The following is a 14,468-nucleotide window of genomic DNA, read 5'->3' on the forward strand; positions in this document are numbered from 1 at the left end:
ATGCGCATGGCATGAGCATGTTAGCCTGGGGTTATGGCTATCGCGATCCAGATCAAGGATGTACCCGAAGAGGTCCGCGACGTGCTTGCCAAGCGGGCCGCGGAACGCGGGCAATCAACCCAGCAGTACCTGCGCGGCCTCTTGGAACGCGAGTACCGCCGTGAGCGCAACAAGCGACTCTTCGAGGATATGCACATCCAGCGCGGCACGACGATGCCCGCGGACGAGATGGTGGAGTTCATCCGGAGTGGACGGGACTAGCCAGTGCTCGTCGTCGACGCGTCCGCGATGTGCGCGGCCCTGCTGTGGCAGGACGAGTTCGGTCAGCGCGCGAGACTCGAACTCGGTAAGGACACCGACTGGGTTGCCCCGTCCCATATGCCGCTCGAGGTTATCCGAACGCTCCGTAAGGCCGTCCTCTCCCGGCACACCGACTCCGATGACGCGAACGAGGCGTTCCGTGCGCTCGCGTACTCCGGCATCGAGTACATCGACGTGGACGGCTCGCTCCTGGAGCGGGTGTGGGCACTGACCCACAACGTATCGTCCTACGACGCCGCGTACCTGGTGGTCGCCGCCGAGAACGAGTCACCACTGGTGACCTGCGACGCGCGGCTCGCCAAAGCCGCCGCACAGGCCAAGGTGGATGTCGAGGTCCGAGTAGTCCACTGATGAGCGAGGCGATGCGTCCGCGGCGTAGTCGACGACGATCTCGAAGCCGACCATCTCGGCGACGCTCGTGGGTGGCAGATCCGCCGGGAGGGAGGGAGTGGCGGGGAGGGCAGGGGTACCCCAGTACCGCGGGCACTGGGTGCGCCCCTGGAGCTGGGGTTTTCCGCCGGTCGGTCGGTCGTTTCGCCTCGGTTGGTTCGCACAGGACGCCGGGTATCGCTCGGCCGGTCCTCGGGACTGGGGTATTGGGCAGAGTCCGGCCGTCGGACGCAGTGCGCGGGGAACCCGGATGTCGTCCGACGGTTGTCCCGCGACCACGCGGGAGCGCTCCGAGTCCGCCTTTACGCGCGGCTCCGCCTCATCGGAATAGGTGCATTTGCCCCTCTGACGGGCGACGACTGCGCGGGTGAGGCGCATCGCCCGTGGTGCTCGCTCGGGCGCACAGCGGACAAGCGGGGGAAGGTGGCTGAATAGCCGAATGCGGTAGGCTCCTCGCCTACGGCGTCGGACTGGTGGTATCAGTTCCTCGCCCAGGGCCTCACGGGAGTCGCTAGCTCCTGTGGGGCCTGACTTGTGTTGCGAGAGTAACACATTGGCAAACCGGAGATTTCGACGCTCGTTCGAGCTGGGTTGTGTGGTTCGCACAGGTCAGAATGGTCTGCCCTTGTGAATCCCGAAACGGGTACCATATTGGGATGAGCACTCAGATTTCCGTACGACTGTCCGACGAGACCGTGAAATACCTGGACCGCACCGTTTCCAGCGGTGCCGCCCCGAGCCGGGCCGTCATCATCGAACGCGCGCTGGAGCGCGACCGGTTACGTCGCCTGGCCGAGGCCGATGCCGCCATCCTCGCCGCCGCCGCACCTGACACCGACATGGACGAACTCGCTGCCTACGCGGCGGGCACACCCATGGACGATCTCGCGTGAGGCCGATTCACCTGGCCAAACTCGACAAGACGCGGCCGGTGCTCGTGCTCACCCGGGAAGCGGTCCGCCCCTACCTGGCGCGTGTCACGGTGGCTCCCATCACCAGCACGATCCGTGGTCTGTCCACCGAGTTGGAGGTCGGACCGAGGCATGGTCTCGATCATGCGTGCGTGGTGTCGTGCGACAACATCACGACGATTCCGACCGCCGCCCTGGGACGGATCGTCGGCTACCTGCCCGCAGAGGCGGAGCCCGATCTCACCGCGGCGATCCGCGCGGCGTTCGAGCTGATCTGACTCACCGTGTGGGCGACGACAATGTGGCACATTTTCGTCGAGGAGCAGTCTCGAGAAGCGACCGCCGGGGTCGGTCGGTCGCCGTAGCTGTCGACGTAATCGGCGAAGTCGGCGGCATCGCGGGCGGCCTCGGCGCTGACGGCCGGGTAGTAGTCGGAGATCTGTTCGGGTGCCACGCCATCACGGACAAGCGCGGCGACATCCGCGGACGGCACGCGCGTTCCCTCGATCATCGGTTCACCGCCGCGGAGAGCTGGATCGACAGAAACGTGGGTGCGTGGCGTGAGCAGGGCTGGAATGTGCCGCCCATCGCGGTAGAACGGCTCCAGGACCTCGACCATCTCGTGAATGACGGTCTGCGTGCGAGCGAGCACGAGGTCGGTAGCTCTATCCGGCTCTGCCAGGTAGATGGTGTCGCGGTCGGCGACGAGTCGATACTGCGACAGATGATCGCGTTCGCCGAGCCCGTCGCGAAGAGTGTCGAGGGCACGCCGGATCCGCTGCAATGACGCCTCTTGGCGCAACCGAACGCACGCGCGCAGCGCGACGACGTCTCTGAAGGAGTAAAGGATCGGACGGGTGGCCGAGATTTCAGGGGCGAGGACCGGTGCTCGATTGGGGAACGAACGCCGCCAGTGCGCGAGCTGACGCAGTGTCGCACCGGAGAGCGCGGCAGTCAGCTTCGGCGAGATCATCGGCCCTGGTACGGGCCAGGATCGGGGGTGTCGGCGATGGCTGGTGACACGGCAGGGCGTGTCGGTGGGGTGCGATAGGGTCTCGAGGGTGATTACGGGCGAGCTGCGCAGCAAGATCGACAGTCTTTGGGACGCGTTCTGGTCGGGTGGGATCTCCAATCCGCTCGAGGTGATCGAGCAGATCACCTATCTGATCTTTCTGCGACGGCTCGACGACTCGCAGATGCTCAAGGAGAAGAAGGCGCAGCGCACCGGCAAGCCGATCGAGCGGCCGATCTACTCGCCGGAATTCGACCATCTGCGCTGGTCGAAGCTCCTCGGCAAGCATCCCGACGTGCTGTTCCCGATGTTCGGCGACGAGATCTTCCCGTGGTTGCGTGAGCTCGGCGGCACCGACAGCGGCGACGAGTCGACCTACGCCCATCACATGCGCGACGCCCGCTTCACCATCCCCACCCCGAACCTGCTCGGCAAGGTCGTCGACCTGATCAACGAGCTGCCGCTCAACGACGGCGACACGAAGGGCGACCTGTACGAGTACATGCTCGGCAAGCTCGCCACCGCTGGCCAGAACGGCCAGTTCCGCACCCCGCGCCACATCATCGGCCTGATCGTCGCCATGATGAACCCCGGCCCCAATGACGAGATCTGCGACCCGGCCAGCGGCACCGCCGGTTTCCTCGTCGGCGCCGCCGAGTACATCGCCCAGCACCACAGCGCAGCGCTCTACGACCCCGAGACCCGCGCGCACTACGACAACGGCATGTTCCACGGCTTCGATTTCGACCACACCATGCTGCGTATCGCCAGCATGAACATGCTCATGCACGGCGTCGAGCAGCCGGACATCCGATACCGGGACTCGTTGGCGCAGAACGCTTCCGGCGAAGCGAACAAGTACTCGATGATCCTCGCGAATCCGCCCTTCGCGGGCAGCCTCGACTACGAGTCGACCGCCAAGGACCTCCTCAGCATCGTCAAGACCAAGAAGACCGAACTCCTGTTCCTGGCCTTGTTCCTGCGCCTGCTCAAGCCTGGCGGCCGCGCGGCCGTGATCGTCCCCGACGGTGTGCTGTTCGGCTCCACCAAGGCGCACAAGGACCTTCGCAAGATGCTGGTCGAAGACCACAAACTCGACGCGGTCGTGAAGCTCCCCAGCGGCGTCTTCAAGCCCTACGCCGGTGTCTCCACCGCCATCCTGTTCTTCACCAAAACCAACAGCGGTGGAACGGATTCGGTGTGGTTCTACGAGGTCACCGCCGACGGCTACAGCCTCGACGACAAGCGCACACCACTCCTGCCCGAAACCAAGCTGGGCGCGGTACCGACCGCCGAGCTGAGCGCCGACGACTTCACCCGCAACAACCTGCCGGACGTTCTGTCCCGCTTCGCTTTGCGCAACGCATCCGAGCAGGAGCGCCCCCGCACGGCACAGAGCTTCTGCGTACCACTCGCGGATATCGCCGCCCAGGACTACGACCTTTCCCTGAACCGGTACAAGGAGATCGTCCACGAGGAGATCGAACACCGGCCGCCGCTGGAGATCATCGAGGAATTGGAGACGATCGAAGGCGAGATTCAGCAGGGGCTGTCGGAGTTGAAGGGGATGCTCGGATGACGGTGGCCCGTTTGGACAAGGTTGTTACAATCACGATGGGACAGGCGCCCCCCGGCGAGTCATACAACAACGAAGGCAATGGCCTCCCCCTGATTGCTGGTGCGGGCGATTTCACTCGAAGCGGAATCGAGGTAAAGAAGTACACAACGAATTCGTCGAAGACATCGGTCCCCGGAGACATTATTCTCGGAATCAGGGCTTCAATTGGTGACAAGAGGGTCGCCGACGGCAAATACGCGCTTGGTCGCGGGGTTGCATCGCTTCGGCCGACAGAGTTGATCAATCGGCGCTACCTTTGGCACTGGTTAAGCCATGTTGCGGATGAACTTGCTGGCAAAGGAAAGGGTGCGACCTTTAAGCAAGTGAATCGCCAAGACATCGGCGAAATGCGAATCGATGTCCTGCCTATCCTCGCTCAGCAGCGGATTGCTGATGTGCTGGATCGGGTGGATGAGCTGCGGGCGAAGCGCCGCCAGTCCATCGCCCTCCTCGATGACCTCGCCCAATCCATCTTCCTCGACATGTTCAGTGATCCCCTGGCTCGCGCGGGTGGAAGTACGCTTGCAGACGCGTGCGCCGACATTCGTACGGGACCATTCGGTTCAAGCGTGCATAAAGAGGACTATGTTACTGGTGGCGTGCCCCTGGTCAATCCGGTTCACATCGTTCGTGGAAGAATTCGGCCTGACATGTCGTTGTCGGTAGCCTCGGATAAAGCTATCGAGCTTGCAAACTTTGTTTTACGTCAAGGTGATATTGTAATGGCGAGGCGAGGGGAGATGGGTCGGTGTGCGGTAGTCACGGAAAGCGAGGAAGGCTACCTTTGTGGTACCGGCTCGCTGATTATTCGTCTGCAGTTGCATCACCGTGCCGAGTTCTTTAGTGCCGCAATTTCTCAACCTTCCGTTCGTCGTTACCTTGAAGATAAGTCTCTCGGGGCCACGTTGCCGAACTTGAATCAGGGTATCGTGTCAAAGATTCCTCTTAAAATCCCTGAAGCTGCCGAACAAGATGAATTCGCTCGGCGTCTTGCGCGAGTCAACTCGATGATAGTTGCGCAGCGCGGCAACTTGTCGGACCTCGACATCCTCTTCGCTTCCCTCCAGTCCCGTGCCTTCGCTGGCAACCTGTGGAAGGATGACTCCAAGGATCAAGAGGGGGAGTAACTTTCGTGAGCAACTTCGAGTTCCTGCGGGCGGAATGGCCCTCGCTGTTCACCGAGGCGGTCCGGGCCGAGCGGGCGGGGATCGCTGATCCGCGCGTGGCTTGCATCGCGGCTCGCAGGACTGTGGAGTTGACGGTGGGGTGGCTGTATGACGCCGAGGCCTCGCTGAAGAAGCCGTATCACAATGATCTGGCGGGCAAGATCAACGAGCCGACGATGGTGGCGCTCGTCGGCACTGATCGGCGGGCCAAGATGGATCTGATCCGCAAGGTCGGCAATGACGGGGTGCACGGGACCAAGCCGATCTCGGACAAGACTTCCCTGCCGTTGCTGCGGGAGCTGTTCCAGGTGATGTTCTGGTTGGCTCGCAACTACTCGACCGATCCGCTGAACGTGCCGCCGTCGCATCTGGCCTTCGATGCAGGCAAGGTGCCGCGGCCGCTCACTGCCGCCGACCGGCGTAAGAAGCAGGCCGAGGCGCAGGCGATGCTCGCCGAGTACGAGCAGCAGCGTGCGGAGCTGGCGGCGCAGCGGGACGCCAATGCCGATCTCGAGGCCGAGCTCGCGCAGTTGCGGGCGGAGGTGGCCGCGGCGAAGAAGGCCAATCAGGCCGTTCCGGACGAGCACGATTACACCGAGGACAAGACCCGCGAGTTCTATATCGACCGGTTGCTCGCCGAGGCGGGGTGGGCGCTCACCAATGCCGAAGACCGCGAGTACCCGGTCACCGGTCTGCCGACCAAGACGGGCAAAGGGCGCGTGGACTACGTGCTCTGGGATGACGATGGCAAGCCGCTCGGCCTGGTCGAGGCGAAGCGATCGGCCAAGGACCCGGATCTGGCTGGGAAGGCGCAGGCGCGGCAGTACGCCGACGTGCTCGAACAAGCCACCGGGCAGCGGCCGATCATCTACTACACCAATGGTTTCGAGACCTGGATCTGGGACGACGCGTTCTATCCGCCGCGCAAGGTGCAGGGCTTCCACACCAAGGACGAACTGCGCCTGCTCGTGCAGCGTCGCGCCGGTCGCAGGCCGTTGGCGACCGAGACGATCAACGCGCAGATTGTCGAACGGGCCTATCAGACCCGGGCGATTCGCAAGATCGGTGAGTCGTTCGAGAAACAGAACCGGCGCCAAGCGCTGCTGGTGATGGCTACCGGCACCGGAAAGACCCGCACCGCTATCGCGCTGGTGGACCTGCTGGCCAAGGCCGACTGGGTGAAGCGGGTGCTGTTCCTCGCCGATCGGCAAGCGCTGGTGCAGCAGGCGGCCAACGCGTTCAAGGCGCACCTGCCGGGCCTGACTCCGGTGAACCTGCTCACCGACAAGAGTGAGACCGGTCGGGTCTACGTCTGCACCTATCAGACGATGATGGGGCTCGCCCAGGAGTACGACGAGGCGGGCGTGAAACGGTTCGGTCCGGGGCATTTCGACCTGGTAATCATCGATGAGGCGCACCGGTCGGTGTATCAGAAGTACGGCGCGCTGTTCACCTACTTCGATTCGCTGTTGGTCGGCCTCACCGCTACCCCGCGCGACGACATCGACCACAACACCTACCAGCTGTTCCACCTCGAAGACGGCATGCCCACCGACTACTACGACCTCGACGACGCGGTAGCCGAGAAGCATCTCGTGCCGCCGACGGTCGTCGAGGTGCCGTTGCGGTTTCCGACGCGCGGCATCCGCTACGACGAGCTGTCGGAAGCGGAAAAAGAGGCATGGGAGGCCATCGACTGGGCCGCCGACGATGACGACGTGCCCGACGAGATCGCCGCCGACGACCTCAACAAGTTCTTGTTCAACGCCGACACCGTCGACAAGATGCTCGAGACGGTGATGGAGTTCGGGCTCAAAGTGCCCGGTGGCGAGCACATCGGCAAGACCATCGTGTTCGCGCGAAACACCAAGCACGCCAAGCTGATCGCCGAGCGGTTCGACATCCTCTACCCGCACTATCGCGGCGGCTTCGCCAGCATCATCACCAGCCAGGCCGATAACGCACAAAGCCTGATCGAAGCCTTCGAAAAGCCGGACACCGCACCGTTTCTAGCGATCTCGGTCGACATGCTCGACACCGGCATCGACGTGCCAGCGGTGGTGAACCTGGTGTTCGCGAAGACGGTGCGATCCAAGACCAAGTTCTGGCAGATGCTCGGCCGGGGCACCCGGCTGTGCAAGGACCTGTTCGGGCCGGGGCAGGACAAGACCGGGTTCGTCGTGTTCGACCTCGGCCGCAATGTCGAGTACTTCAACCAGAACCTGGCCACTGCCGAAGGCCGGGCCACAGTATCGGTGCGGGAGAAGGTGTTCCGCCAGCGCGTGGCATTACTGGCCGCGCTCGACCAGGCCGCGGAGCCGGGCGAGGCTCCGACGGAGATACCCGACACCGAACCGCACAGCGTCGGCGATCTGCGCTGGCAGGTGGCGCGCACGCTGCGCGATCAGATCGCGGGGATGAACCGCGACAGCATCGAAGTGCGCGGCCACCTGCGCCAGGTCGAAGCGTTCACCGACCCGGGCGCGTGGCAGCGGATCACCGTCGACAAGCAGGCGGAACTGGAACAGCTCGGCTCGCTGCCCACCGAACGCGTCGAAGACGGCAATACGACACCAGCCAAGCGGTTCGACTACCTCCTGCTACGCCTGCAATACGCCCACCTCACGGGTGAGCCGGGATACCTCGCGCTGAGCGCGCAGGTGCGCGAGCTCGCGACCGAACTGCTGAGCCCGGAACTCCAGAACATTCCACTGGTCGCCGCGCAGCACGACTTCCTCACCGACATCTGCGCCGACAGCTGGTGGGAAGACGTCACCTTGCCGATGCTCGAGTCCGTGCGTCGCCGCCTGCGCGGGCTCGTCGGCAATATCACCGCCAAGCCGCGGAGTCCCATCTACACCGACTTCGAGGACGAGCTCGGCGAACTGTCGATCAAGGAGCTGACCGCACTGGCGGGCCTGCGCGACAAGAAGCGGTTCAAAGCCAAGGCCCGCGCCTACCTCACCGAGCATGCCGATCACGTGGCGGTGCAGAAGTTGCGCCGCAATCGGCAGATCACCTCCACCGACGTGCAGTATCTCGAGGGCATCTTCCTCGACGAAGGCTTCGCCACCAGCGAGGACATCGCCGAGGCGAAAGCCGCCCACGACGGTGAGCTCGGTCTGTTCCTGCGCTCACTGACCGGGCTGGAGGAACAGGCGGCCCGCGACTCCTTCGATGCGTTCCAGTCCGGTCGCCCGCTCACCGCCAACCAGCTCGATTTCCTGGACCTGCTGGTGAAGGTGATCGTCGCGAACGGCATCGTCGAGGTGGGCTCGCTCTACGATCCCCCGTTCAGTCAGCGCTACCCCAACGGTCCTGATGTCGTGTTCCCCGACACCGCCGACCTGGACGAAATCGAGGCCATCCTCCGACAGTTACGCGCCACTGCCATCCCCGTCGATGCCCGCACGGCATAGTTCGCGGCCACTCAGGCCCGAGGCAAGCGCAACTACTCTGCGTCTTGCTATAGGTTTACTATAATAAGCTATAGTAAGAGCATGGTTGCTGTACTTTGCGGACGCGGCCCCAGATGACTTGGCCGCCGCACCGGCTCGAAGAGCTTGCGTGGACGCCGCAGCGTCGGCAGGGTTCGCGCGCCGACCGCACACTCGAGCGCGTCACTGTCGCGATACCGCCGCTGATCGCCGACCTCGAGTACGTACCGAGCGGGTCGGTGGGCAGTGCGAACGAGGCCGCGGTGATCGCGGTGTCGAAGTTGGAAGCCGGGTACGGGCAGTACCTGTCTCCCCTGGCCGATTTCCTGCTCCGCAGCGAATCCGTGGCGTCGTCGAAGATCGAGCACATCGACGCGGGTTGGCGCGCGTTCGGTCGGGCCGTAGGCGGTGCGAAAGCGAGCGATGAGGCGAAATCCCAGCTCGCGGCGGTGCAAGCACTGGCAGCGATGGTCAACTCAGCGGGTTCCGGACCGATCACGGCAGACGATCTTCTCGGGGCACACAGACTGTTGATGGCCCCCGACTACTACGCCGCGCGGAGCTCGGGCCGGTACCGGTCCGTCCAGAACTGGATCGGTGGTAGCGACTACACCCCGATGGACGCTCTGTTCGTCCCGCCGCCACCAGTGCTGGTACCCGAGCTGATGGCCGACCTGGTGGATTTCGTCGCCCGGCGAGACCTACCGATCTTCGCGCAAGCTGCCATCGCGCACGCTCAGTTCGAGTCCATCCACCCGTTCGAGGATGGCAACGGGCGGATCGGCCGGGCCCTGATCAGTGCGATTCTTCGGCATCGCGGGTTGACCGATCGGGTGACCGTCCCCCTCGCCTCCGTCATGCTCGCAGACACCCGCCGCTACTTCGCCCAGCTCACCGCCTATCGCGCGGGTGACGCGGGCCGGTTCATCGAGTACGTCGCGGTGGCGGCAGTGCACTCGAGCGCGGCAGCGGTCGATTCGGCACTCACCCTCGCCGACCTGCCGAATCGCTGGCGTGAGCGGGCAAAACCTCGTGCGAACTCGTCCGAGGCGACGCTGCTCGAGCATCTGCTCGACCATCCGATTCTCAACGCCGACACCGCGAACTCGCTCACCGGCACCACCGAGGCGGCGACCTACCGGGCTCTCGACCGGCTCGTCGAGGCGGGGGTTCTCGAGGTGCTCTCGGAGTCCAAACGCAACCGTGTCTGGGCGGTGACCGACGTGCTCGCCGAACTAGACGCACTGGGTGCCGCCATCGGTCGCCGGACGACGGAAATGTTGTCCTAATGAATCCGCAGGTCCGTGGCCGCGTCGAAGAAGAAGATCTCGTCCGGCTTCGGGCGGAGGGTGAGGGGTTCGCCGAGGGTGGGGTGGAAGTGGCGGTCTACGCGGATGACGAGTTTGCCGGAGCGGGTGGACCAGTCGGTGCCGGTGCCGTGGGTGTAGACGAAGGATTCGGCGCCGAGTTCCTCGAGGAGTTCGGTGGTGGCGGTGAGGGATTCGGGGTCGGTGGTGAGTTGCCAGGATTCGGGGCGGATGCCGAGGATGACGCGCGGGCCGGAGACGCTGCGGGGCACGGGGATTCGTAGGCCGTCGAGGATCGCTTCGCCGTCGGCGACGGGGGCCTCCAGCAGGTTCATGCCGGGCGAGCCGATGAAACCGGCGACGAAGGTGTTGACCGGATCGTCGTAGAGCTCACGCGGAGAGGCGATCTGCTGGAGCGTGCCTTCGCGCAGCACGGCGACGCGGTGGCCCATGGTCATCGCCTCCACCTGGTCGTGGGTGACGTAGACCGTGGTGGTGCCGAGACGCTGTTGCAGCGCGGCGATCTGGGAGCGGGTGCTCACGCGCAGCTTCGCGTCGAGATTGGACAGCGGCTCGTCCATGCAGAACACCTGGGGCCTGCGCACGATCGCGCGTCCCATCGCGACGCGCTGGCGTTGGCCGCCGGAGAGCTTGGCGGGTTTACGGTCGAGCAGTGGCTCGAGTTCGAGCATGGCCGCCGCCTCGCGGACGCGAACGAGCGTGTCGGACTTGCTCATTCCCGCGTTGCGCAGGGCGAAGCCCATGTTCTGCGCGACGGTCATGTTCGGGTAGAGCGCGTAACTCTGGAACACCATGGCGACATCGCGAGCCTGCGGCGGCAACCCGGTGACATCGCGCTCCCCGATCCGGATCGAGCCCTGCTCGACCGACTCCAGCCCGGCCAGCATCCGCAGGCTCGTCGACTTGCCACAGCCGGAAGGGCCGACCAGCACCAGGAATTCGCCGTCGGCGATCTCGAGGTCGAGGGCGTCGACCGCCGGGGTGTCGGTACCGGGGTAACGGTGTGTCACACCGTCGAACTGCACTGTCGCCATGGTGATCCCCTCTCCTACTTCGGCAGCTTCGGGGTGATCTGGCGGTCGATGATGGCCTGCACGTCGGCGGCCACCTTCGCCAGTACCGTTGCCGGATCGGCGTTCTGGAGCCCGATCTGCTCGTAGCCGGTGCCGATGATCTGGTCGGCGCCGGGCACGAACACCCGCGCGTAGTCCTGCGACTTGGTGATGGCCAGCTGGTCGATGGCCACCTTCGAGTTCGGGTTCTTCGCCAGGAAGTCGACCTCGGACGGATCGCTCACGGCCGACTTGCGCACCGGCATGTACCCGGTGTTCTGCGAGAAGTACGCGGTGTTGGCGGCGTTGGTGACGAACTCGATGAACTTGAGCGCGTTCACCTTCCGCTCGTCAGAGATGCGCGAGGGCACCGCCAGCCCGGCGCCGCCGGTGGTCACGCCGGGCCCGTTCGGGTGCGGCAGGAAGGCGGTCCCCACGGCGAACTTGCCGTCGGCGTTCTTCATGATGCCCTTGAGGTCACCGGTGGAGGCGATGGTGGAGGCGGCCACGCCGGTGCCGAAGTCCACCGCGATCTGCGGTCGGATCGCCGCGTACTTCTTCACATTGATCGACTCGCGCAGGTAGGTGGCCGCGGCGATCGAGCCCGGGTCGGTGAAGCGCAGCTTCCACTCGTCGGAGTAGGCGCCGCCGAAGGTCCAGTTCGGGCCCTGGAAGGTCCAGCCGAGGTAGTTCTTGGCGTCGCCCCAGGCGTGCGCGATCTTGTCGCCGGTGAGCGTGGCCTGCAGCTTCGGTCCCCACTCGTCGAATTCCTGCCAGGAGGCCGGACCGCGATCGGGCAGACCGGCTTTCGCCCACACGTCCTTGTTGTAGTAGAACAGCGGCGTCGAGCGGGCGTAGGGCAGCGCGTAGTGCTTGCCGTCGAAGCGGTAGTCGGCGGCCAGGGAGTCGACGTAGTCGTCGAGGCGCACGCCCGCGGCGTCGAAGTGCGCGTCGAGCGGTTCGATGGCCTTGCTCAGCGCGTAGTTGAACCACCAGACATCCGAGAGCACCACCACATCGGGCAGCTCGCCGCCGGTGAGGGCGGCGTTGAACTTCTGCGCCACCTCCTCGTAGTTCTTGCCCGCGTCGACCAGGTTCACCGTGAGCCCGGGGTTCTTCGCCTGGAACCGCGAGATGAGTTCCAGCTCCAGCTCTTTCGAGGTGCCCGGGTGGTTGGACCAGAAGGTGATGGTGTTGGCGTCACCGCCGCCGCCGGACCCGCCGCCGGTGCCCGCGCAGGCGGTCAGCGCCAGACCCGCGGCGACACCGCCGGACAGGCCGAGGAAACCGCGACGGCTCAGGGCCGGGAATCGTGAAGTGGACACGTGGAACTCCTTGCTGGAATCAGCCCTTGACCGCACCGGAGGTGAGGCCCTTGATCATGTGGCGTTGCAGGGCGAGGAAGACGACGAGGATCGGCAGCATGGTCAGCACGGTGCCCGCCATCACCGGTCCCCAGTTGGTGACCGAGGGGTTCTCGGTGTTCTGCAGCAGCGTCAGACCCACCGGCAGGGTGGCGACATCGGACGAGTCGGCCATCAGGAACGGCCAGAGGTACTCGTTCCACTCGTTGACCAGCGTCACCACCGCGAAGGCCACCATGGTGGGCCCCGACATGGGCAGCACCACCCGGGTGAGCAGCCGCCACCAGCCCGCCCCGTCCATCCGCGCCGCCTCGATGACCTCACCGGGCAGCGACAGGAAGTGGTTGCGCATGAGGAAGGTGCCGAAGGCCACCCCGCACAGCGGCACGATGATGCCCTGGAAGGTGTTGCGCCAGCCCAGTTGCGCGATGAGCGCGTAGTTGGAGATCACGGTGATCTGGTTGGGCACCATGAGCGCCGCGATGATCACCAGGAACACGATGTTCTTGCCCGGGAACCGCAGGAACACCAGTCCGTAGGCGCTGAACACGCCGAGCGTGAACTTCACCGCCGACACCACGCCGGTGACGATCAGCGAGTTGCGCAGGAAGGTCCAGAACGGCACCGTGCTGGTGGCGTGGGCGTAGTTCTCCGGATGCCAGCTGCGCGGCCAGTACACCGCGGGCTGGGTGTAGATGTCGGGGCGGTCCTTGAACGAGGTGATCAGCATCCAGAACAGCGGCACCCCCACCAGCACCAGCACACACGCCATGGCGGCGTAGCCGAGGACGGTGACCGCGCGCTCGCGGCGCCGATACGACAGTGTCTGTGGACCAACGTGTCTCATCGCTCGTTCCGATCCATCACCCGCACTTGGACCAGCGTGACCACCAGCAGCACCGCGAACATGATCGTGGCGACCGTGGCGCCGTACCCGGCCCGGAAGTTGCGGAAGGACTCCTCGTAGACCTGGAAGACCATGGTGGTGGTGCCGTTGCCCAGCGGGCCGCCGCGCGTCATCACGTTGATGATGTCGAAGACCTGCAGCGAGTTGAGCAGTACCGTGATCGACAGGAAGAACGTGGTCGGGCGCAGTTGCGGCAGCAGGACTTTGGTGAAGGTGGTCCAGCGGCTCGCGCCGTCCATCTCGGCGGCCTCCATCAGCTCGGCGCGCACGCCCTGCAGCGCGGCCAGGTAGATGACGAACGTGTAGCCCAGGTTCTTCCAGATGTAGGTGAGCGTCACCATGAACAGCGCCCAGTGCGGGTCCTGATAGAAATCGGGCACCTGCGTGACACCGACGCGGTGCAGCAGATCCTGTACCAGACCGAAACTCGGATCGAAGACGAATTGGAAAGCCACGCCGATCGCGGCCCCGGAAATGACGAATGGCGCGAAGATGGCGGAGCGAACTACATTGCGCCCGAACAATTTTCGATCCAGTAAGAGGGCGAGCGCGAGCCCCAGCGCCATACTCACCACCACCGCGGTGACGGTGAAGATCACCGTATTACCGACGACCTTCCAGGAGTCGGCGCGCTGCCACCACTCCTGATAATTTCCGAAACCAATTGGTTTCGCAATAGGGTCGGCGATGTTCCAGTCGGTGAACGAGAGTCGGATATTGTCGGCGAGCGGCCGATAGACGAACAGCGACAGCAGGATCAGATTCGGAACCACCAGCACGGCGAACAACGCGTAATCGCCCCACGGGCGGCTACGGAGCCCACGCCCGCGCGGTGAGGGGAGGACTCGCTCCGGACTGCTTCGCACCGCGGCAGCTTTACGGTGCACGGCGAACCTTCGGTTAACCCAGCCCCCCGGCTTGCTGAACATCGGGCGCACACTGGCGAGTACAGCAAAAAGCCG

13 protein-coding genes are annotated in these 14,468 nt (G+C 64.7%); 8 read left to right on the top strand and 5 right to left on the bottom strand.

Annotated elements, in window-relative coordinates; genetic code table 11:
- Positions 1-33 precede the first annotated feature (33 nt).
- From QC180_RS02780 to QC180_RS02795, 4 genes are all read left to right on the top strand, one after another.
- On the top strand, positions 34-261 hold the full coding sequence (locus tag QC180_RS02780; RefSeq protein WP_278260947.1) for a FitA-like ribbon-helix-helix domain-containing protein: 228 nt from the start codon (positions 34-36) through the stop codon (positions 259-261).
- A 3-nt stretch (positions 262-264) separates the two neighbouring features.
- Entirely contained in the window at positions 265-672 is a 408-nt protein-coding gene (locus tag QC180_RS02785; RefSeq protein ID WP_278260948.1) for a type II toxin-antitoxin system VapC family toxin, read from the top strand.
- Positions 673-1,367: 695 nt separating this feature from the next.
- Positions 1,368-1,604: an antitoxin gene (locus tag QC180_RS02790; RefSeq protein ID WP_278260949.1), complete on the top strand. Its 237-nt coding sequence runs from the start codon at positions 1,368-1,370 to the stop codon at positions 1,602-1,604.
- A complete protein-coding gene (locus QC180_RS02795) occupies positions 1,601-1,900 on the top strand; it encodes a type II toxin-antitoxin system PemK/MazF family toxin (RefSeq protein ID WP_278260950.1) in 300 nt (99 codons plus the stop codon). Before QC180_RS02790 ends, QC180_RS02795 begins: the two co-directional genes overlap by 4 nt.
- Here QC180_RS02795 and QC180_RS02800 read toward each other — a convergent pair.
- Positions 1,834-2,595 carry a DUF433 domain-containing protein gene (locus tag QC180_RS02800; protein ID WP_278260951.1) on the bottom strand — a complete coding sequence of 254 codons (762 nt, stop codon included), beginning with the start codon at positions 2,593-2,595 and terminating at the stop codon, positions 1,834-1,836. The genes QC180_RS02795 and QC180_RS02800 overlap by 67 nt on opposite strands.
- A gap of 88 nt (positions 2,596-2,683) precedes the next feature.
- On the opposite strand from QC180_RS02800, the gene QC180_RS02805 reads away from it, so the two are divergent.
- From QC180_RS02805 to QC180_RS02820, 4 genes are all read left to right on the top strand, one after another.
- Positions 2,684-4,213 carry an HsdM family class I SAM-dependent methyltransferase gene (locus QC180_RS02805; protein ID WP_278260952.1) on the top strand — a complete coding sequence of 510 codons (1,530 nt, stop codon included), beginning with the start codon at positions 2,684-2,686 and terminating at the stop codon, positions 4,211-4,213.
- Positions 4,210-5,379 carry a restriction endonuclease subunit S gene (locus QC180_RS02810; protein ID WP_278260953.1) on the top strand — a complete coding sequence of 390 codons (1,170 nt, stop codon included), beginning with the start codon at positions 4,210-4,212 and terminating at the stop codon, positions 5,377-5,379. The genes QC180_RS02805 and QC180_RS02810 overlap by 4 nt, the downstream gene beginning before the upstream one ends.
- A 5-nt stretch (positions 5,380-5,384) precedes the next feature.
- Complete coding sequence (locus QC180_RS02815) at positions 5,385-8,837, top strand: DEAD/DEAH box helicase family protein (protein ID WP_278260954.1); 3,453 nt, start codon at positions 5,385-5,387, stop codon at positions 8,835-8,837.
- A gap of 113 nt (positions 8,838-8,950) precedes the next feature.
- A complete protein-coding gene (locus QC180_RS02820) occupies positions 8,951-10,144 on the top strand; it encodes a Fic family protein (protein ID WP_278260955.1) in 1,194 nt (397 codons plus the stop codon).
- On the opposite strand, the gene QC180_RS02825 is transcribed toward QC180_RS02820, so the two are convergent.
- The 4 genes from QC180_RS02825 to QC180_RS02840 are packed head-to-tail and all read right to left on the bottom strand — an operon-like array spanning position 10,141 to position 14,435.
- On the bottom strand, positions 10,141-11,217 hold the full coding sequence (locus QC180_RS02825; protein WP_278260956.1) for an ABC transporter ATP-binding protein: 1,077 nt from the start codon (positions 11,215-11,217) through the stop codon (positions 10,141-10,143). The genes QC180_RS02820 and QC180_RS02825 overlap by 4 nt on opposite strands.
- A gap of 14 nt (positions 11,218-11,231) precedes the next feature.
- Complete coding sequence (locus QC180_RS02830) at positions 11,232-12,560, bottom strand: ABC transporter substrate-binding protein (RefSeq protein WP_278260957.1); 1,329 nt, start codon at positions 12,558-12,560, stop codon at positions 11,232-11,234.
- Between the two features lie 19 nt (positions 12,561-12,579).
- Positions 12,580-13,446: a carbohydrate ABC transporter permease gene (locus QC180_RS02835; protein WP_278260958.1), complete on the bottom strand. Its 867-nt coding sequence runs from the start codon at positions 13,444-13,446 to the stop codon at positions 12,580-12,582.
- Positions 13,443-14,435 carry a carbohydrate ABC transporter permease gene (locus tag QC180_RS02840; RefSeq protein WP_474646378.1) on the bottom strand — a complete coding sequence of 331 codons (993 nt, stop codon included), beginning with the start codon at positions 14,433-14,435 and terminating at the stop codon, positions 13,443-13,445. The genes QC180_RS02835 and QC180_RS02840 overlap by 4 nt, the downstream gene beginning before the upstream one ends.
- Between the last annotated feature and the right edge of the window lie 33 nt (positions 14,436-14,468).

This window comes from Nocardia anocheti, from assembly GCF_029675105.1.
Taxonomy (GTDB): Bacteria; Actinomycetota; Actinomycetes; order Mycobacteriales; family Mycobacteriaceae; genus Nocardia.

Coding starts and splice junctions, on each gene's coding strand:
- QC180_RS02780 (WP_278260947.1), top strand. CDS start 34: ATGGCTATCGCGATCCAGATCAAGGATGTACCCGAAGAGGTCCGCGAC.
- QC180_RS02810 (WP_278260953.1), top strand. CDS start 4,210: ATGACGGTGGCCCGTTTGGACAAGGTTGTTACAATCACGATGGGACAG.
- QC180_RS02820 (WP_278260955.1), top strand. CDS start 8,951: ATGACTTGGCCGCCGCACCGGCTCGAAGAGCTTGCGTGGACGCCGCAG.
- QC180_RS02835 (WP_278260958.1), bottom strand. CDS start 13,446: ATGAGACACGTTGGTCCACAGACACTGTCGTATCGGCGCCGCGAGCGC.
- QC180_RS02825 (WP_278260956.1), bottom strand. CDS start 11,217: ATGGCGACAGTGCAGTTCGACGGTGTGACACACCGTTACCCCGGTACC.
- QC180_RS02800 (WP_278260951.1), bottom strand. CDS start 2,595: ATGATCTCGCCGAAGCTGACTGCCGCGCTCTCCGGTGCGACACTGCGT.
- QC180_RS02790 (WP_278260949.1), top strand. CDS start 1,368: ATGAGCACTCAGATTTCCGTACGACTGTCCGACGAGACCGTGAAATAC.
- QC180_RS02840 (WP_474646378.1), bottom strand. CDS start 14,435: ATGTTCAGCAAGCCGGGGGGCTGGGTTAACCGAAGGTTCGCCGTGCAC.